This is a genomic window from Selenomonadales bacterium 4137-cl (assembly GCA_032334055.1).
Lineage (GTDB): Bacteria > Bacillota > Negativicutes > Sporomusales > UBA7701 > Anaeroselena > Anaeroselena agilis.
The window spans coordinates 2,101,833-2,120,883 of sequence record JAUOZS010000001.1; the positions used below are offsets into that span (position 1 = coordinate 2,101,833).

Annotated in this window: 17 protein-coding genes; all 17 read right to left on the minus strand. The window is 63.6% G+C overall.

What is annotated here, in order from left to right:
• Positions 1–295: 295 nt before the first annotated feature.
• On the minus strand, positions 296–3,547 hold the full coding sequence (locus Q4T40_11105; protein MDT8901794.1) for an efflux RND transporter permease subunit: 3,252 nt from the start codon (positions 3,545–3,547) through the stop codon (positions 296–298).
• Complete coding sequence (locus Q4T40_11110) at positions 3,548–4,678, minus strand: efflux RND transporter periplasmic adaptor subunit (GenBank protein MDT8901795.1); 1,131 nt, start codon at positions 4,676–4,678, stop codon at positions 3,548–3,550. It lies immediately after the preceding gene.
• Positions 4,679–4,849: 171 nt separating this feature from the next.
• Positions 4,850–6,250, minus strand: a complete 1,401-nt coding sequence (locus Q4T40_11115; protein MDT8901796.1) for a TldD/PmbA family protein — start codon at positions 6,248–6,250, stop codon at positions 4,850–4,852.
• A 99-nt stretch (positions 6,251–6,349) separates the two neighbouring features.
• Positions 6,350–7,435, minus strand: a complete 1,086-nt coding sequence (aroB, locus tag Q4T40_11120; GenBank protein MDT8901797.1) for a 3-dehydroquinate synthase — start codon at positions 7,433–7,435, stop codon at positions 6,350–6,352.
• On the minus strand, positions 7,422–7,949 hold the full coding sequence (locus Q4T40_11125; protein MDT8901798.1) for a shikimate kinase: 528 nt from the start codon (positions 7,947–7,949) through the stop codon (positions 7,422–7,424). Before Q4T40_11125 ends, aroB begins: the two co-directional genes overlap by 14 nt.
• Positions 7,946–9,106, minus strand: a complete 1,161-nt coding sequence (aroC, locus tag Q4T40_11130; GenBank protein MDT8901799.1) for a chorismate synthase — start codon at positions 9,104–9,106, stop codon at positions 7,946–7,948. The genes Q4T40_11125 and aroC overlap by 4 nt, the downstream gene beginning before the upstream one ends.
• Positions 9,107–9,261: 155 nt before the next feature.
• Entirely contained in the window at positions 9,262–9,810 is a 549-nt protein-coding gene (pilO, locus tag Q4T40_11135) for a type 4a pilus biogenesis protein PilO (GenBank protein MDT8901800.1), read from the minus strand.
• Positions 9,811–9,812: 2 nt separating this feature from the next.
• The gene (locus tag Q4T40_11140; protein MDT8901801.1) at positions 9,813–10,343 is read right to left on the minus strand and encodes a PilN domain-containing protein; all 531 of its coding nucleotides are present in this window, start codon (positions 10,341–10,343) and stop codon (positions 9,813–9,815) included.
• On the minus strand, positions 10,340–11,419 hold the full coding sequence (pilM, locus tag Q4T40_11145) for a type IV pilus assembly protein PilM (protein ID MDT8901802.1): 1,080 nt from the start codon (positions 11,417–11,419) through the stop codon (positions 10,340–10,342). Before pilM ends, Q4T40_11140 begins: the two co-directional genes overlap by 4 nt.
• Positions 11,416–11,694 (minus strand): late competence development ComFB family protein, encoded by a 279-nt coding sequence (locus Q4T40_11150; GenBank protein MDT8901803.1) that lies wholly within the window; start codon positions 11,692–11,694, stop codon positions 11,416–11,418. The genes pilM and Q4T40_11150 overlap by 4 nt, the downstream gene beginning before the upstream one ends.
• Before the next feature lie 101 nt (positions 11,695–11,795).
• Entirely contained in the window at positions 11,796–12,581 is a 786-nt protein-coding gene (locus Q4T40_11155) for a prepilin peptidase (GenBank protein MDT8901804.1), read from the minus strand.
• 69 nt (positions 12,582–12,650) lie between these two features.
• The gene (locus Q4T40_11160; GenBank protein ID MDT8901805.1) at positions 12,651–13,058 is read right to left on the minus strand and encodes a prepilin-type N-terminal cleavage/methylation domain-containing protein; all 408 of its coding nucleotides are present in this window, start codon (positions 13,056–13,058) and stop codon (positions 12,651–12,653) included.
• 30 nt (positions 13,059–13,088) lie between these two features.
• Positions 13,089–14,321 carry a type II secretion system F family protein gene (locus Q4T40_11165; GenBank protein MDT8901806.1) on the minus strand — a complete coding sequence of 411 codons (1,233 nt, stop codon included), beginning with the start codon at positions 14,319–14,321 and terminating at the stop codon, positions 13,089–13,091.
• A 44-nt stretch (positions 14,322–14,365) separates the two neighbouring features.
• On the minus strand, positions 14,366–15,415 hold the full coding sequence (locus Q4T40_11170; GenBank protein MDT8901807.1) for a type IV pilus twitching motility protein PilT: 1,050 nt from the start codon (positions 15,413–15,415) through the stop codon (positions 14,366–14,368).
• A gap of 12 nt (positions 15,416–15,427) precedes the next feature.
• The gene (locus Q4T40_11175) at positions 15,428–17,101 is read right to left on the minus strand and encodes a GspE/PulE family protein (protein ID MDT8901808.1); all 1,674 of its coding nucleotides are present in this window, start codon (positions 17,099–17,101) and stop codon (positions 15,428–15,430) included.
• Between the two features lie 316 nt (positions 17,102–17,417).
• On the minus strand, positions 17,418–18,266 hold the full coding sequence (locus tag Q4T40_11180; GenBank protein MDT8901809.1) for a shikimate dehydrogenase: 849 nt from the start codon (positions 18,264–18,266) through the stop codon (positions 17,418–17,420).
• A complete protein-coding gene (locus Q4T40_11185; protein MDT8901810.1) occupies positions 18,263–19,039 on the minus strand; it encodes a carbon-nitrogen family hydrolase in 777 nt (258 codons plus the stop codon). Before Q4T40_11185 ends, Q4T40_11180 begins: the two co-directional genes overlap by 4 nt.
• Positions 19,040–19,051 lie beyond the last annotated feature (12 nt).

Consider the following 19,051-nt stretch of genomic DNA (forward strand, 5'->3'; position numbering starts at 1 on the left):
AATTTTGCGATAACAACAAGACGCCCGACCATCACTTTTGCTTTGCCGGGTATAATGATTTGTTTATGATGGATCTATTTATTCTGTAGGCTATCCGCCTTCTCCTCCGGCGCCGCCCCTCTCCCCGGGCCGGTAATTATAGGCAGCAGCCGCATTACACTTTATGAGGATCAGCAGGGAAAAATTACCGTCAGCTCTCTGCCGGCAGCGAGGTCGGGCCCATAAACAAAGGCAGCCCGAACGATGTCCGGGCTGCTTGCCGTTCCTATAACCGCTGGTTTGGGGGTGGACTCGGTCAGCGGACCCGCGGCGACCCGCCTTTTACCCAGGCCAGGGGCATCCGACCGTAGTAGGCGATCGAGGCGAGTTTCTGGCGGAAGGTGTTGGCGCGCCACCAGTTCTGGAAGGTGTCGATGATCAGGTAGACGAGCGGTACGATTATGAGGGTGAGAAAGGTGGAGGTGATGAGGCCGCCGATTAGCACGACGCCCATGGAGGAACGCAGTTCGGCGCCGGCGCCGATGCCGAGAGCGATCGGCAGCATGCCGAAGATCATCGCGAAGGTGGTCATGAGGATGGGGCGAAGTCTCACTACGCCGGCCTCCACCAACGCCTCCATGATGCCCATGCCCCGCTCCCTGAGCTGGTTGGTGTAGTCGACGAGCAGGATGGCGTTTTTGGTGACGAGGCCCATCAACATGATGAGGCCGATGAGGGACATGATGTTGACGGTTTTGTTGACCAACAGCAGGCCGAGGATGGCGCCGATGAGCGAGAAGGGCAGCGACAGCATGATGGTGAAGGGGTGGACGAAGCTTTCGAACTGAGCGGCCAGCACCATGTAGATGAGGACGATGGCCAGGGCCAGCGCCTTGAATATTTCCTTGAAGGAGTTCTGCTGGGTCTGCGCCTGGCCGACGAGCTTCCAGGTGTAGCCGAAGGGCATATCCATGCCGGGTAGGACGACATTGCGCACTTGGTCGAGGATGATGCCGGAGGATACGCCGACGGTGTTGGCGTAGACGATGATCTGGCGCTGGCGGCCTTCGCGGTCGATCTGGGTGGGTCCGGAATCCAGGCGGACGTCAGCGATGTCGCCCAGGCGGACGAAGGTGTTGTTTTTCGTGGAGACGCGCAGGTTGGCGACGTCGCTAATGTTCTGGCGGAATTCCTCGGGCATGCGCACGCGGATGTTGTAGTCGCTGTCGGCGATATTGTACTGGTTCTTGGTGGTTTTGCCGAGGAAAGCCATCTGAACGACATCGCCGACGGCCCCGGCGTCCACGCCCACATCGCCCATGCGCGCCGGGTCGAGCTTGATCTGAACCTCGGGCTCGGACTGCTCTCCGGAGATGTCTACGTCGGTGGTACCGGGAATCTTTCTGATGTTGTCGGCAAGCTCCTGGGCCAGGCTTTTCAGGACTTCGAGCTCCGGGCCGCGGATGCCGACCTGGACGGGACGGGAGTCGCCGCGGCCGACGCCCTGCACGTTGACGACGGCGATCTTAAGGTCCTTGACTTTGCGGAACTTGATCCGCAGTTCGTCCATGATGTCCATCATCGTCCGCGGAAAGAGCTTGGCTTTGGCGCGGCTATAGAACTCGCCGGCAGATTTGGAGGTCGACCAGATCTCGGTCCAGGGCGGGTAGCGATATTCGGACGGCTTGAGCTTGACGCCGATGATGCCTTTATAGACAGGCTGACGTTGGGCGCCGAGAGTCATGAAGCACGTCTGAAGTTCGGGTATTTTCATTACTTCCTGCTCGATCGGCGCGATGAGGTCTTTCATTCTGTCGATCGAGGTGCCGGCAGGAGCGGAGAAGCTGATCATGAAGTCGCCCGAATCGTAGCTGGGGGTAAATTCCTTGCCGAGGAAAGGGAAGAGAACGAAAACGCTGACGACCAGGAACGCGACCGCCAGGCCGACCAGTTTCCACGGACGCCCCAAGGCCCACGCGAGCAGCGATTTATAGTAATCGCGGGTGACGAGGAAGCCGTTTTCCCATATATCGAGCACTTTCTGGACGCGGCGGCCGACCGGTCCGCGCAATTTCCCCGCCTCGCTGTGGTCGAGAGCTTTCAGCCAATAGGCTGAGAGCATCGGCGTCATGGTGAAGGCGACAAACAGCGAGAAGGCGACGGCGAAGGCGATGGTGAGGCCGAATTGCTTGAAGAACTGGCCGATGACTTCGCCCATATTACCCACCGGGACGAAGACGGCGAGGATGGAGAAGGTGGTGGCCATGACGGCGAGAGCGATTTCGATGGTGCCGTCGCGGGCCGCCTCAAGGGGCGGCTGGCCATGTTCGAGGTGGCGGAAGATGTTCTCGATGACGACGATGGCGTCGTCGATGAGAATGCCGACAGCAAGGCTAAGCCCCATGAGGGACATATTGTTGAGGGTGAAGCCCATCGCCTTCATGAGGAAGAAGGTGGAGATGATCGAGGTGGGGATGGCGATGGCGCCGATGATGGTGGCGCGGGTGCTCTGCAGGAAAAGGAAGGTGATGACGACGGCGAGAAAGCCGCCGAATACAAGCGACATCATGACATCCTCAACGCTGTCGCGGATGTAGACGGCGTTGTCGCGTACGATGGTGACCTTGAAGTCGGACGGCAGCGTGGACTTCTGCAGTTCAGCCATGCGCTTCTTGACCCGCTCGGCGACGTCGACGGTATTGGTGCCGGACTGCTTCTGCACGGCGACGAGCACGCTGGGGGCGCCGCTGGTGCGGGCATAGACCCGTTCTTCCGCCCAGCCGTCCACAACCTCGGCGACGTCGGCGATCCGGACGAGGCGGCCGCCCTGATTGGCGACGACGATGTTCTTGACATCGTCGATGGATTTGAATTTGCCCAGCGTCCGCACCGTGATTTCGGTGCCCTTCTCATTGACTTTGCCGCCGGGAGTGTTAACGTTCTGGCTTTCGAGGATACTGAAGATTGACTGGAAGGTGACGTTGTACGCTTCCAGTTTGCGGGGATCGACCTGAATGATTATTTCCCGCTCGGCGGCGCCGAACACGTTGACCTCGCCCACGCCATCGAGGCGCTGAAGCTCGTCTTTGACGATATCGGTGGCGATTTTGCGGATTTCGCCACGGTCGCGGTAGTCGGAGGCCAGGCTGAAATAGACTATCGACTGGGCGGTTATGTCCATGCGCTGTACTGCCGGTTCGTCGATCTGGTCCGGCAGCCGCCGCCGGACGCCGGCGACTTTCTCGCGCACGTCGTTGGCGGCCATCTTGGCGTTGGTGCCGAACTCGAATTCGAGGGTCGTCCGTGAGAAGCCTTCACGGGACTCCGATGATAGTGTCTTGATGCCGGAAACCGAGCTTACGGCGTCCTCGATGGGCTTGGTGACAAGGCTTTCCATTTCCTCCGGCGAGGCGCCGGTATAGGTTACAGTGACGGTGACGATCGGGAAATCGACGTCGGGGTAAAGGTCGATGCCGAGCGTCGGGTAGGCGCTGAGGCCGAACACCACCAGAAGCAGGACGACCATGGTGGTGAATACCGGCCGTTTGATGAAGGTGTAAATGCCCACCTATTTTTCACCTGCTCCCGGCGACGGCGCAATCGAGGAGCCGTCCTTGAGCTTGTTGTGACCGGCGACGACAATCGTGTCACCCAATTTGACGCCGTCGAGCACCTCGGCCCAGCCGCCGCCCACGTAGCCCAGCTTGAGGAGCCGCTGCTGCACTTTGTTGTCGGCGATGACGACAAAGACCGTTTTCTGGTCCTCGCGCATTACGAGCGCTCCCTCGGGGACGGCGAGCGCCCCGGGCCGCACCCGGCCGGGCGCCTCTACTTTGGCGAACATGCCGGACTTGAGCTGACCGCCGGGGTTGGGGATGGTTATCTCGGCTGTAAACGTCCGCGACGGCTGGACCGCGGCCGGGGATATGCGGGTCACGGTGCCGGCGAATTGTTTGCCGGGGAAGGCGTTCACCTGGACGGCGACTTTGCTGCCGACCGACAGTTCGTGCACCTGGGCCTCGCCGACCATGGCCTTGGCGAGCAGCGACGCGGTATCGGCGACGGCGACGATCGCCGTCCCCGCCTTGGTATAGTAGCCTGCCTGGACGTACCGCTTGACGACGACGCCATCGCGCGGGGCGACGATGTTGGCGTTGTCCAGCCTGGCCTGCAGGAGCGCCAGGTTGCCTTCGGCCGACCTGAGGCTGCCGATGGCCAGGTCGCGCTTGATGCGGGCGGTGTCGAGAGCCTGCACCGAAACGGCCCCCTGTTTGGCGAGAGCCTCGGTCCGTTTGAGATCGAGGTTGGCCTGCTCCAGGCTCGCCTGCGCGGAGAACAGGCTACCCTGGGCCTGCACCACCTGGGCGGCCAGTTCGTTGGTATCGAGAACAGCCAGCAGGCTGCCGGCCTTGACGACGTCGCCTTCTTCGACGAGCAGGCGGTCGATGCGGCCGTCCACTTTCGAGGAAATGTCGGCGCTCCACACCGGCTCGAGATTGGCTGAGAATACCAGAACAGGCTTGATGTCCTGTCGTGTGACCTTGCCAAGTTCCACCGCCACTGTGCGCCCCTGGGTAACCCTGCCGGCCCTTTCCTTATTAGCTGCCAGGTTGGCGTAAATGCGGTAGGCGATTACAGCCGTAAACGCAATTACGACAATCGCAACAATTTTGACGAGTTTCTTTTTGTCAGTGGCCACTTTTTTTCTCTCCCTCAGCCGTGAAAATTCACATGATAATATTCGCTCCCGCGCGATACTCTCCTGCCGATAAGTGACCGGACAGTCCACAATATTTGTAATTATTAGAGCGGCCTTGTCAAAGGCCGCTCCCTGCTTTAATTATGTAGTTGCGTCAGACTTGACGGACGCTTACGGACGGCCGCTATGGTCGGTGCCGCCGACGACGATCTCCGGTATCCGTATCGTCGGCTGCGCGTCCGACACCGGCGCCCCCTGGCCGTCCTTGCCGCAGGTGCCGATGGAGAAGCCGAGATCGCTGCCCACCATGTCGATCTGGCGCAGCACTTCCGGTCCGTTGCCGGTAAGAGTCGCGCCCCGCACGGCATGGGACACCTTCCCGTCCCGGATAAGGTATCCCTCGGCAACGTCGAAGACAAAATCGCCGTTGACGGTGTTGACCTGGCCGCCGCCCATCTTTTTGACCAGCAGGCCGTTTTTGACCGACCCGATGACGGCGGCCGGGTCTTCCTTGCCGGGAGCGATGTAGGTGTTGCGCATGCGGGGGACGGGCTTGTGCTCGAACGACTCCCGCCGCCCGTTGCCGGTGGGGTCCGCCTTGTCGCGGCTCGCTGTCAAGTAATCGTACATGAAGCCTTTGAGCACCCCGTCGGCTATGAGAACAGTCTTGCCGGTTGGGAAACCTTCGTCGTCGAACCGCAGCGTCCCGTAACGCCGAGGCATGGTGCCGTCGTCGACGACGGTGATGCCGCTGGCGGCCACCTGCTCTCCCCGTTTGCCGGCGTAGACTGACAGGCCTTTTTGGACAAGATCGGCTTCAAGACCGTGGCCGCAGGCTTCATGCACCATGGTGCCGCCCGCGGCGCCGGCCATTACGACCGTCATCCTGCCGGCGGGGGCGGGTTTGGCGTCGAGAGCGGCGACCGCACGCCGGGCCGCCTCGCGGGCGACGGCTTCGCAGGCGTCGCGTTTCGTCAGTTCGAACCCTTGCGTACCGCCGAGGGCCTCGAAGCCGGTCTGGATCTGCCCGTCGCCGGCGGCGACGGCGTTCACCGCCAGCCTGGTCCGCACGCGGCGGTCCTCTACCAGCCGGCCGAGCGAGTTGGCGATGGTCACGTCCTGGATGACATCCCCGTACACGACCATCACCTGCTTGATCCGCGCGTCCGCCTCACGGGCCGCCGCGTCGGCGGCGGCGACGACCGCCGTTTTGTCTTCGATGGGAACGGCGTCCGGCATGACGGCGATATCCAGGTCGACCGTCGGCTGGACCGCTTTGAGGTCGATGCTCACGTCCCGCTCCGATACTTGAGCCGCGCGGCTGGCGATGTCGGCGACCCTGATAAGTTCGTCGGCGGTGATCTTGTTGGTGTAGGCGTAAGCGGTGGTGTCGCCGGAGATCACGCGCACGCCGGCGCCGCTGTCGATGCCCGTCTTGACGCGCTCGATCCTGTTCTCTTCGCAGGACACCATGGTGGTGGCCCGATTCTCCACGAATATGTCGGCGAAATCGCCGCCGCGCCGCAAGGCCGCGGCCAAAACGTCGCCAAGCACCCTCCGGTCTAGCATCATATCTCCCCCATGCGTAAGCGCCGGCCGCAACCGGCGCGATATCTACAGCTAGTATTTAGTAATGACGGGCTTTTTACGCAGCCGGTCTTCCGGGTCAGCCTACCCGGTAATCGCGGCAAGCACCTGCCTGACCGCCTCGTCCGGCACGTCACCGCAGATGGTCACGCGGCCGATTCCGTCAGGCAGCACCCAGTTGACGACACCGCCGATGCTTTTCTTGTCCCTGGCCAGATAGGCTGTAAGATCTTCGGCGCGGCAGCCGCGGGCGGCGGTCGGCAGGCCGAAGCGCCCGAGAAGGGCGGCGACGTTCTCGACCGTCTCCCGGCCGCAGCGGCCTAGAAGGCTGGCCAGGAGGGCTGCGCCGTACATGCCGATGGCCACGCCTTCGCCGTGGGTGTAACGGGCGAAGCCGGTGGCCGCCTCAACGGCGTGGCCGATGGTATGGCCGAAATTGAGGATCATCCTGAGATGGCTTTCCTTCTCGTCCTGCTCGACGACCGCCGCCTTGATCTCGCACGAGCGGCGGACGATCTCGCCTAAAACCCCGGCGTCGCGCGCCAGGATGGCCTCGCTGTTGGCGCCCAGCCACGCGAAGAAGGCGGCGTCGGCGATGACGCCGTATTTGACCACTTCCGCCAGGCCGGAGGCCAGTTCACGGGCCGGCAGGGTCGCCAGGACGGCGACGTCGGCCACGACCAGGCGCGGTTGATAGAAAGCGCCGATGAGGTTCTTGCCGGCGGGGTGGTTGACGGCCACCTTGCCGCCGACGCTGGAATCTACCTGGGCGAGCAAAGTAGTCGGCACCTGGATGAAGGGCACGCCTCTGAGATAGGTGGCGGCCACGAACCCGGCCAGATCCCCCACTACCCCGCCGCCGACGGCTATTATCGGCGACCTGCGGTCGAGGCCGCCCTCGATCGCCTGGGTGTAGAGGCCTTCCGCCGCAGCCAGCGATTTCGACTCCTCCCCCGGCGGGATTACGGCCAGACCGGCGCGTACGCCGGCCCGCCGGAGGGCGGCCAGAGCGCGCTCGCCGTAAAGATCGGCGACAACGGCGTCCGTGACCACCAGAGCGCGGTCGCCGAGGTTTAGCCGGCTGATGCGCTCGCCGAGCAGGTCGAGACCGCCGGGCTCGATGTAAATTGCGTACCCGCCGCCGGGCAGGTTGACGTTAACTTCGGCCATGAATATGCCCCTCCTGCCTGAGAAAGGCGATTATTTTTTCCACCGTCAGTTGTGGCGTAAGGTCGCTGGTGTCGAGGGTGAAATCGGCCTGGCCGTACAGGGGAGCCCGCTCAGCCAGCAGCCGGGCGACGATTTCCTCGCGGTCGGGCCGGGCGAGAAGCGGGCGGGTGCTCCTCCGTCCCGTGCGTTCCAGGATGACCTGGACCGTGGCGGTCAGGCAGATTATCACCCCGCCGGCGCGCAGCCGCCGCATGTTGTCCGGGTCGAGAACGACGCCGCCGCCGGTGGCGATGACGGCTTTGCGGTAGCGGGCGACGCGGGCGACCGCCGCCTTTTCCCTTGCCCGGAAATACGTCTCGCCGTGCTGGGCGAATAATTCGCCGATGGTAAGACCGGTTTCGCGTTCTATTTTTCTGTCGACATCGATAAAGGGGCGGCCGAGGCGGCCGGCCAGCAGGCGGCCGGTGCTGCTCTTGCCCGTCCCCATGAAGCCGATGAGGACGATATTCTTCATCGCGGTCCGCCGTCCAGGCGGCGGCGGTAATGCTCGACCGCCGCGAATAGGTCGCCCAGATGGTCGCCGCCGAATTTTTCCAGCACCGCCCCGGCGATAACGATGGCCACCGCCGCCTCGCCCACCACCGCGGCGGCAGGCACGGCGCAGACGTCGCTGCGTTCGGTGTTGGCGCGGGTGGCCTCCCTGGTGGCGATGTCCACCGAGGCCAGCGGCGCCATAAGGGTCGGAATGGGCTTCATCACCGCCCGGACAACCAGGTCTTCGCCGGTCGAGATGCCGCCTTCCACGCCTCCGGCCCGATTGGTCCGCCGGTAGTAACCGCGGCCGGGCTCGAAAAAGATTTCGTCATGCGCCTGGCTGCCGGGCAGGGCGGCGTTAGCGAACCCCTCCCCTATCTCGACGCCCTTTATAGCCGGTATCGATACGAGGGCGGCGGCGAGCGCCGCGTCAAGGCGGCGGTCCCACTGGACATGGCTGCCAACGCCGGGCGGCAGGCCCGAAGCCACAACCTCGAATACGCCGCCGAGGGTGTCGCCGCGCGTCTTGGCCGCGTCAACGGCCTCTATCATCGCCGTTTCGGCCGTTTTGTCGGCGCAAAAGAGCGGCGAAGCGGCGGCAAGCTGGCCGATTTCGGGCGCGGAGTACGGGCGCCGCGCGGCGGTTACGCCGCCGACGGCGACGACATGGGCGGCGACGGTTACGCCGATAGCCGACAGCAGCTGGCGGGCGACGGCCCCGACGGCCACGCGGGCCGCCGTTTCCCGGGCGCTGGCGCGCTCGAGGATGTTGCGGATGTCGTCATGCCCGTATTTCTGGACGCCCGCCAGGTCGGCGTGGCCGGGGCGCGGCGCGGTTACCGCCTCCCCCGCCGCCGGGCCAGTCGGCGACATGCGGTCCTGCCAGTTGGCCCAGTCGCGATTCCTGACAGCCAGCGTCAACGGGCTGCCAAGAGTGCGCCCGAAGCGCAGGCCGGACAGCACCTCGGCCTCGTCCTTCTCGATGCGCATGCGGCCGCCGCGGCCATAGCCCTGCTGGCGGCGGGCAAGGTCGCCGTTTACGACGGCCAGGTCTATCGGCAGGCCGGCTGGCAAGCCCTCGATCACGGCCGTCAGGCACGGCCCATGGGATTCGCCGGCGGTCAGAAAACGTAGCATCGGTCAGTCCTCCCCAAGTCTATGGTTATATAGAAAAAATTATAACTGTAGTATTTCTAAGCCAGGTAAGCCATATCCTGCCTGACAGGCGGCAAAAAACCAAGACGGCCTTGTTGAAAACCAAAATGAAAAGTGACCAAGGCCAAAGCCCCTGGTCACTTTTTGACGCTGTAGATTACCACCTGCAGCTTGGTCTCCAGCCCGCCTCCCGGTTTCATGTCCATCGTCAACTGGGGCACGGAGTTAAAGCGCGGCGCGTCCTCGAGACGTTTTAAAAAGCCGACCGTCTGGAAGAAGTCGCCCCTGACGAGGAGGTCGAGCGGCGTCTCGTGGTAGCCGTTCCGGCTTACGACCGGAGCCGGCTTGACTTGCATTATCTGCACGCCGCTGGCGCGGGCCGCCTTTTCGACGGCCACGAGGAAATCGCTGACGCCGGGGGTCTCGGGCAGCATCCGGTCGAGCGCCCGCCGCCGGGCGTCCAGCTCGGCCATATGCTTGGCGGGGTCGGGGTGGGCGAGCGCGTGAGCCTCGATCGTGTCCACCTGCCGCTTTTCGTTCCGGTAGCGCCCGTCGAGCTCGGCCAGGCGGAGCCGCTGGGGCTGGAGTAGGAACAACCAGGCCGCCGCGAAGATTAGCAGAGCTACGAGAGCGAACAGCATCAGCTTATGTTTTAGGGAGAGCTCTTTCGGCAGCGAAATTGCCACGGTTACCTCCCTTTAATCTTGAGGGTGATCTCGAACTTGGTGGCATAGGTGAGGATGTCCCGCTCCGCCTTGACCAGTGTCGGGTCGGCGAACAGGTCGTCATGCTCGAGTTTGCGCATGAAGGCGGCCAGGTCGGGGGTGCTCTTGGCCATCCCGAGCAGCTTCAAAGCGCCTTTATTATCGACCGTCAGGTCGGTGTACCAAAGCTCCGGGGGCGTCTTGGCCCCGAGCTGGGTGAGAACAGCGTACCAGGAGGTGCGGTCGCGGGTGAGGGCGATGAGCACGCCGTCCTTGGCGTCGACGCCCTGCTGCCTGGAGTTGGCGGCCAGCATGGCCTCCCGGGCCGGCTGCAGCAGCTGGAGGCGGTTTTTAGCCTCCTCCAGGTTGCGCTCGGTATGGACGAGCATGAACTGGAGATATCCCCAGACCCCCAGCAGCGCGCCGAGGACCAGGACTATTAGGGTGCCGAAAATCCGTCCGGTCCGCCATTTGGGCCGACGCTCGGCCGGCGGCAGCAGGTTGATGCGGATCATGCTTCCCCTCCCCTCAGTGCGAGGCCTACGGCCACGCCGAGGCGGCCGCCGAGGCTGCGGATGTACTGGGGGTCGAAGCTGCCGGCGACGTCGAACGGCGCCAGGGGATCGTGGATGACCACCGGCACGTCGAGCTGGGCGGCGAAATAGTGGACGATGTTGTCCAAGGCGGCGCCGCCGCCGGTAAGAAAGGCCTTATCGATGATGGCCTCCTTGTTCTGGATGCGGTAGTACTCGATGGTGCGCATGGCTTCGCGGGCCGCCTCGGTGACAAGCAGCTCGAAGCTCCGGTGGACGGTGGACGATTCCCCCTGGGTGCCTGGGCGGAAAAGCAGGCCCTTCTGGCGCTGCTTGAGGCGCTCGGCCTCCGTCTGGCCTAGTTCGAAGGCTTCCATGACCACCTCGGTGAACCGCTGGCCGTTAATGGGCAGGGGGCGGGCCACCACCGGGGCGCCGTCCTGGAAGATGGTGGCGTGGGAAACTTCGGCGCCGATATCTACCACCAGGGCATTGCCGGCGGCCGGCAGCGTCCGGTAGATGGCGAGCGGTTCGGCGTCGATGGCCGCCGGCCGGAGACCGGCTTCCTTAGCGGCGGCGAGCAGGTCGTCGACGACCTCGCGGGGCGCGGCGGCGAGCATGACCCTCAGTTCGAGCTCACTCGTGCCGCGGCCGGTGACGGCGTAGTCGTAATAGTATGTTTCGGGGGCGAAGGGGACGTATTTTTCGCTGTCCCACTTTACTGCCTCCCGCAGTTCATCGGGGCTGAGAGGCGGAAAGGAAATCTCGCGCACGAACAGCGCGGGCACGCCGATGGCCAGCGCCGCGTCGCGGATGTCGGCCCCGCTGGTGCCGAGGGCCTGGCGCAAAAGCGCCGCCAAGGCTTTGACGTCACGGCACGCGCCGTTCTCCATGATGCCGGACGGCAGGTCCACGACGCCGGCGGCCTTCAGCAGGGGCCGGCCCTTGCGGCGGTCGAGCTGGACGATTTTGACGGCGCTGGTGCCGACGTCGACGCCGAGTACGTTATCTGTCTGGCGGGCAAACAGGGACCGCAGGATGTTCCGCATAAATGTCATTCATCGCCCCGGTCGTGGTGGGGCCGCGACTTGACGAGGATGATGGCGTTGGTTAGAGCGGCGATGATATCGACATAGAACTGCTGGTCGAGGGCTTTGATCTTGGCCAGCGTCTGGCCCTTGTCGGTAACGACGTAGCGGGGCGGCAAAAAGTTGAGCGCCAGGGCCGCGATGTCGTACTGGCAGCGCTTGCAGTTGCAGGCGCCTTCGTGGTTGGCGAGCTGCTCGGGGAGGTGCTGCCAGACGAGGGTTTCCATATAGTTGACAAGATCCATATCCGCACTCTCCTTCTGTTACGGCCGTTGATAAGTTCTATAGATATAATTAGACAAAAGCCGTCAGCTACCTGCCGCACGGCGGAGGATTGCGGGAAAAATCACCGTCCGAGGAAGTGGCGGACGTACCAGGCGACGAGGTCCGGGCCGTAGAGGAGGGTGACGAACGCGCCGATGGCGATGAACGGCCCGAAGGGGATGAGGTCCTTGCGCTTTCTGATCCTGAGGAGCAGCAGCGCCCCGCCGCCGAAGCCGCCGGCCAGGAAGGCCAGGAAGAGGGCCAGGAGGGTTTGCTGCCAGCCGAACCACAGGCCGAGCGCGGCGGCGAACTTTAAATCCCCCCCGCCCATGCCGCCGCGGGTGACGACGATGATAGCCAGCAGCAGGCCGCCTCCGAGCAGGCCGCCGAGGAGCATGTCGAGCGGGCCGACGGGCAGGACGACGGAAGAACCCCATAGGGGCAAGTAGGCGAAGGAAAGGTTTATGGCGACACCCGCTCCGGCAAGCCATATAAGGACTTTGTCGTAGATGAGCTGGTGGTCGAAGTCGATGAGGGTGATGACGACAAGGAAGGACGTCAGGACGAGGGCTTTAACGAGCGAAGGCCCGATACCGAAAACAAAGAAACACCACACGAACAGCGCGCCGGTCGCAAACTCGACCAGTGCGTAGCGGGCGGAGAAGGCAGCGCCGCACGACCGGCAGCGGCCGCGGCGGAGTATGTAGCTGAGGACGGGGATAAGGTCGACGGGCCCGAGGCGGACGCCGCAGGCGCGGCAGCGCGACGGCGGGCTGACGACCGACTCCCCGGCCGGCAGGCGGTAGGCGCAGACATTGAGAAAGCTGCCCACCGCCAGGCCGAGAAGGAAAATGATAAGTTCAAACAAGTTGGTTAACTCCCGAAAAAGGTGGGAATCAAGGCAGTCATGAGACTGCCTTGATAGAAACAAGAAGAACTAAAGATTTTCGACAAGAGTAGTGCCAAGCGCAGCTCTAAAGGAACTACCTGAGGCAATAATTGCGTATGTTGTTGAGGCAGCTACCGTACCAGTCGATCCCTGAGGCCCTTTGTAAGAACCAACAGGCGGAGTAACCGCGGAAGCAAGGTTTGCGGTTACTGCCGTTTGCGTTGCGTAATCCGCGTTTGCAGCTACGGTGCCTCCATTGGCAATAGCAAGTTGAATCGCGGAATCAATGGTCCTCAGGTCGGCGGCAATCTTCGCGCCACGGGCAGCTGCACTCGCGTCAGAGAATTTAGGTATGGCTATAGCTACAAGCAGGCCAATGATCGCGACAACTACCATAAGCTCAATCAGTGTAAAACCTTTGTTGCTTTTTATTTTTCCACGAATATTAAGTAACATTATGTTTCACCCCCTTTCAAACGTACTGCCTTACATTTTCACATTTCCAATACCTGATATGACATCAAAGAGCGGCATGAGGATCGCGATGATGATCGCGCCTATAACCACTCCCAGCGTCCCGATGAGTATAGGACCAAGGAGAGCGCTCAGGCGGCTGACGGTGTCGTCGACGTCGTTTTCGTAAAAATCGGCTACTTTCTCGAGCATCTTGTCGACTTCGCCCGTCTCCTCGCCCACCGCCGCCATCTGCACGACCATCAGCGGGAAAACGCGCGCCGTGCCGAGGGTGGCAGCCAGGCCAAGACCCTCGCTCACGCCTTCCTGAGCGGCGGTGATAGCGCGGGCCATAAGGCGATTGCCGGTCGTCTTCTTGACGACCTCCAGGGCGGCGATGATGGGCACGCCGCCGCGCAGCAGTGTGCTGAGGGTGCGGCTGAAACGGGCAACGGCGATCTTGCGCCACAGACCACCCATGACTGGCACATGGAGCATAAGCTGGTCAAACAGACGCTGTCCCCGGGGCTGACGAAAATATAGGCGCATCCCATAGGCTATGGCTGCCAGTAACGCGGCCAGTAGTATTCCATACTGTTGCAGAAGGGCGCTAAACGCAACCAATGCACGAGTCGGAACCGGCAGAGCCACGTTCATTGTAGCGAATAGCTGCACAAACCTGGGGAGGACGAAGATTAAGATAAATATTATCGCCGCAGCAGCGAAGGTCATAATCACCGCCGGGTAGGTGAGGGCCGACTTGACGTTGGCGGTCAGCTTGCTCTCCTTCTCGAAATGGGTGGCGAGCCTGTCGAGGACGACGTCGAGCACGCCGCCGACCTCGCCGGCCTCGACCATGCTGACAGTGACGGCCGGGAAAACGCCGGGATGGCCCTGCATGGCCCTGGAAAGGGTTTCGCCCTCCTGCACCTTGACGAGCAGGTCCTTGGCCGCCGCCTTGAGGCGCGAATTATGAGTCTGGTCGACCATGACGCCGAGGCTGACGGTGAGGGACAGGCCGGCGTCGACCATGGTGGCGAACTGGCGGCAGAAGACGGCCAGGTCCTTGACGCCTACGGGGTTGAAGATATCGGCAAGCCCCCGGAGGACGGAGTCGCCTTTCTCGGCGGCCGGCCTGATCTGGGTGACGAAGTAACCCTGGTTTCGTATGTATGCCGCCACGGCCGCCTCGTTTTCGGCGACAACCGAGCCTGTGAACAGCTGGCCGGTGCGGTCTTTGGCCCTATAAGCGAAAGTCTTTGACACCGGGTTGATCTCCTCTGCGTGGGGGACTGGCTAAGAAGCCGCCCCTATCCGTTGATTAATTTCGCCAAAGTCTCCTGGTCGTTGGCCCGCGCCAGCGCCTCGTCGGCGCTGATCAGGCCGCGGCGGCAGAGGTCGCGCAGGGCGGTGTCCATCGGCTGCATGCCGTTTTTGGCGCCTGTCTGGATGACGGAAGATATCTGGTGGGTTTTGCCTTCGCGGATGATGTTGCGCACCGCCGGGGTGGCTATGAGAATCTCGAGGGCCGCCACCCGGCCGCCGCCGTCCTTGAGGGGCAGAAGCTGCTGGGCGATGATGCCCTGGAGGGTGAGCGAGAGCTGGACGCGGATTTGCTGCTGCTGGTGAGGCGGGAAGGCGTCGATGATGCGGTCGATGGTCTGGGCGGCGTCGCCGGTGTGAAGGGTGGCCAGCACGAGGTGGCCGGTCTCGGCGGCGGTGATGGCGGTGGCGATCGTCTCCGGGTCGCGCATCTCGCCGACGAGGACGACGTCGGGGTCCTCGCGGAGGGCCGCCCGCAGCGCGGCGGCGAAGGACAGGGTATCGGCGTGGACCTCGCGCTGGTTGATGATGCTGCGGTCGTGCCGGTGGAGGTACTCGATCGGGTCTTCGAGGGTGACGATGTGGCAGGCCCGCTCGCGGTTGATGAGGTCGATCATGGCCGCCAGGGTGGTGGACTTGCCGCTGCCGGTGGGGCCGGTGACGAGCACCAGGCCGCGCGGCTTGCGGGCGAGGGCGGCGACGGTGTCGGAGTGGCCCAGTTCGGCCAGCGTCGGCACCTGCTCAGCGACGATGCGGACGACGATGGCGGTGGCGCCCCGCTGGCGGAAGGCGTTTACGCGAAAACGGCTCAAGCCGGGGATGGCGTGGGAGAAGTCGACTTCGCCCCGCTCGTCGAAGACGGCGCGCTGGCTCTCGCCGGCGATGGCCGCGAGCAGCGCGGCGGTGTCGGCGGGCTTGAGGGCCGGCCGGTCGGTGCGGACGAGGTCGCCGTTGATCCTGAGGACGGGCGGGATGCCGACGGTTATATGCAGGTCGGAGGCTTTGCGGGCCACCGCTTCGCGCAGAAGGGATTCCATGCGTTACCTCCGTTATAAGCCGCTATACGCCACGCGCATGACTTCCTCGACGGTGGTCAGCCCGGCCATGGCTTTGGCGATACCGTCCTCGCGCATGGTGGTCATGCCCTGGCTGCGGGCAAGGGCGGCGAGTTCGCCGGTGGAAGCCCGGCGGATGATGAGCTCGTGCATCTCGGGGGTGACGGGCATAACTTCGTGGATGGCCACCCGTCCGCGGTAGCCGCTGTGGCCGCAGCGCAGGCAGCCGACGCCGCGGTGGAGGGTGATGGGCTCGTCGGGGCCGATGCCGAGGAAGAGGCGCTCAGGCGAGTCGGGCGCGGGCGTGTACTGCTGTTTGCACTCCGGGCAGACGACCCGCACGAGGCGCTGGGCGACCACGCCGAGCACCGACGAGGCGGCCAGGAAGGGCTCGATCTCCATGTCGATGAGGCGGGTGATGGCGCCGGGGGCGTCGTTGGTATGGGCGGTGGAAAGGACGAGATGGCCGGTGAGGGCGGAGCGGACGGCGATGTCGGCCGTTTCGGTGTCGCGGACCTCGCCCACCATGATGATGTTCGGGTCCTGGCGAAGGATGGAGCGCAGGCCGTTGGCGAAGGTGAGGCCGGCGCGGGGGTTGACCTGGACCTGGTTGACGCCGTCGAGGCGGTATTCGACCGGGTCCTCGACGGTGATGATGTTTTTGCCGGGCACGTTGACGGCGGCGAGGGTCGAGTACAGGGTCGTGGTCTTGCCGGAGCCGGTCGGCCCGGAAACGAGGATCATGCCGTACGGCTGGCGGTACAGATTGCGGTATTTGTTAAGATTATCGGCGGAAAAGCCCAGGCTGTTGATATCCAGGATAACGGTCTGCTTGTCCAGTATCCTGAGGACGGCTTTCTCGCCGAGGATGGTGGGCAGGGTGGATACGCGGATATCGATGTCGCGGCCGGCCTCGTTGACCTTGATGCGGCCGTCCTGGGGCAGGCGCTTTTCGGCGATATCCATCTCGCTCATTATTTTGACGCGCGAGATGAGCGACGCGTGGGTGTGGCGCGGGAAGGTGACCACCTCGCGCAGCACGCCGTCGATGCGGAAGCGGACGCGGAGGTTTTTGTCCTGAGGCTCGATGTGGATGTCGCTGGCGCGGTCCTTGACCGCCTGGCTGATGAGCGAGTTGACGATGCTCACCGCCGGGGCGTCGTCGGCGGTCTGGATGTCGCTGGCGAGCGGGTCGTCGAAACGGATGCGGCTGGCCGCTTTTTCGACAAGTTCGCGCACGCCGTAGGTCTCGTTGATGGCCTGGACGATCTCGCGTTCGGCGGCGATGACCGGTTGGACCTCGCAGCCGGTGACCATGCGCACGTCGTCGATGGCGTAGAAATTAGTGGGGTCGACCATCGCCAGGGTGAGCTTCTTGCCCTCTTTTTTGAGGGGCAGAACCTGGTAGCGCTCCGCCAGGGCCGCGGGGATGACGGCGGCGACGTCGCTGCCGACGGACGCGGCCGTGAGATCGACGAGGGGGACGCCGAGCTGGAATTCGAGCACTTCGATGATTCCACGCTCGGTTATGTAACCGAGGTTCACCAGGGTCTTGCCCAGGCGTTCGCCGGTTTTCTTCTGGACGGTGAGGGCCTTGTCGAGCTGGGTCTGAGTGATCGTGCCCGCTTCGACGAGCAAGTCGCCGAGCTTTTTGCGGTTTTTCACCATTGGCGCTCCTCCGGGTACGAATAGGCTGGGTTCTGTATACCGGTTTCAGGAGAAAAAAAAGCAACCGTCAACAGCAAAAATTGCAAATGGTCGGTTGCACTACTAGCTCGGGTCCAGGCAAGTGCCCACAATACGCCAAGAACTGTCATCGCTCCCATATGTAACTGTAATGACTAGGGACATTCGACATAACTAGGAGCACTTCCTGCAATAATATGTAATTTTAGAGGAAATTAACGAAAATTTTTCTATTATTTATTATTCAACAATGATTATCTGCATAATTCGACAAATATCGTGTTTTTATCACCTTTTCCTATCGGCGCAAAGCCTTGTCAAAAGCGGTGCGCATCGCCGCGCGGGACGCTTCCCTGCCTGTCCAGAGGGCGAAGGCTGCCGCCCCCTGCTCGATGAGCATGCCGGCGCCGCCCACGGTCTGGTGCCCGCGCTCGCGGGCGCGGGCCAGGAATCCGGTCAGCGCCGGCGTGTAAATGAGATCGCAGACGGTCGCTCCCGGGCTTAAGGCCGCCCAGTTCAGCGGCACCTCCTCGTTAACGTTCGGGTACATGCCGAGCGGGGTGCAGTTGACAAGGATGTCGCAGTTCCCGAGGACGGCGGCGAAAGGTTCGCCCTGCCAGCCGCAGCCGGCGACCGCACCGGCGGGGAAGGAGGCGGCGAAAGCCGTCGCTTTCAAAGCGTCGCGGGCGGCGACGGTTACGGCCGCCGCCCCGTGTTCGAGGAAACCCCAGGCGACGGCGCGGGCGGCGCCGCCGGCGCCGAGAAGCATGGCCCGCCGGCCGGTTATCGCTACCCCGTCGGCGAGCAGCGAGTTGACGAATCCCGCCAGGTCGGTGTTGTAGCCAGTCGCCCGGCCGTCGGCGAAGACGACGGTGTTGACCGCTCCTACCAGCTCGGCGCTGCGATCGAGCGCATCCAGGAGCGGGATGATGTTCACCTTGTGCGGCACGGTGACGTTGATGCCGGCGAAACCGGCGGCCCTGAAGCCCGCGACCGCGGCAGCCAGGCCGCCGGGGGCGACGGCCAGGGGGATGTAGGCGTAGTCGAGCCCGGCGGCGGCGAAAGCGGCGTTGTGGATGGCGGGCGAGAGGGAATGCTCCACCGGCCAGCCGATGACGGCGCATACCCTGGTTTTGCCGGTAATCACAGGTACACCTCCGGCCGGCGGTCCTGCCAGACCTTCATCGTTTCCCGCACCGCGGCCACGGCGGCGGGGTCGATTTCGCCGTAGATAACCGCCTCCTCCGCTCCGCCGGCGGCGACGATCTCGCCGTCAGGCGCGATAAGGAGCGACTGGCCGGCGAAGGGGCTGCCGCGGTGCTCGCCGACGCAGTTGACGGCGCAGATGTAGGTCTGATTCTCCATCGCCCTGGCGCGGCAAAGTACCTGCCAGGGCAGGGCGCGGACAAGCGGCCACTCCGACGGCATGAAGACGACCTGGGCGCCGTCGCCGGCCAGCAAGCGGAAAAGCTCGGGGAACCTGAGATCGTAGCAGATCGCCAGGCCGGCCCTCAGACCGCCGACATCGAACAGGCAGCGGCGGTCGCCGGCGGCGAAGAAGCGCTCCTCGCCCGTCATACTGAATAGGTGTATTTTGGCGTAATTAGCGATCGTCGACCCGTCCGGACCGATAACGACCGATTCGTTATATATCCGTCCTTGACGGCGCAACGCAAGCGACCCGGCGACTACCGTCACGCCCTCCCGGGCGGCGATCTCCCGCATCCCGGTCAGAGTCGGGCCATCCTGGTCCTCGGCCATATCCGCCACCTGGCGCAGCGCATAGCCGGTTGTCCATATCTCGGGCAGCACGACGACGGCGGCGTTTGCGGCCGCCTCGGCGGCAAGGGCCAAGCCGCGGGCGCGGTTGGCGGCGACGTCGCCGGCGATGATGCGCATCTGGACCATGGCGATTTTCATGGGCAGCCCCCT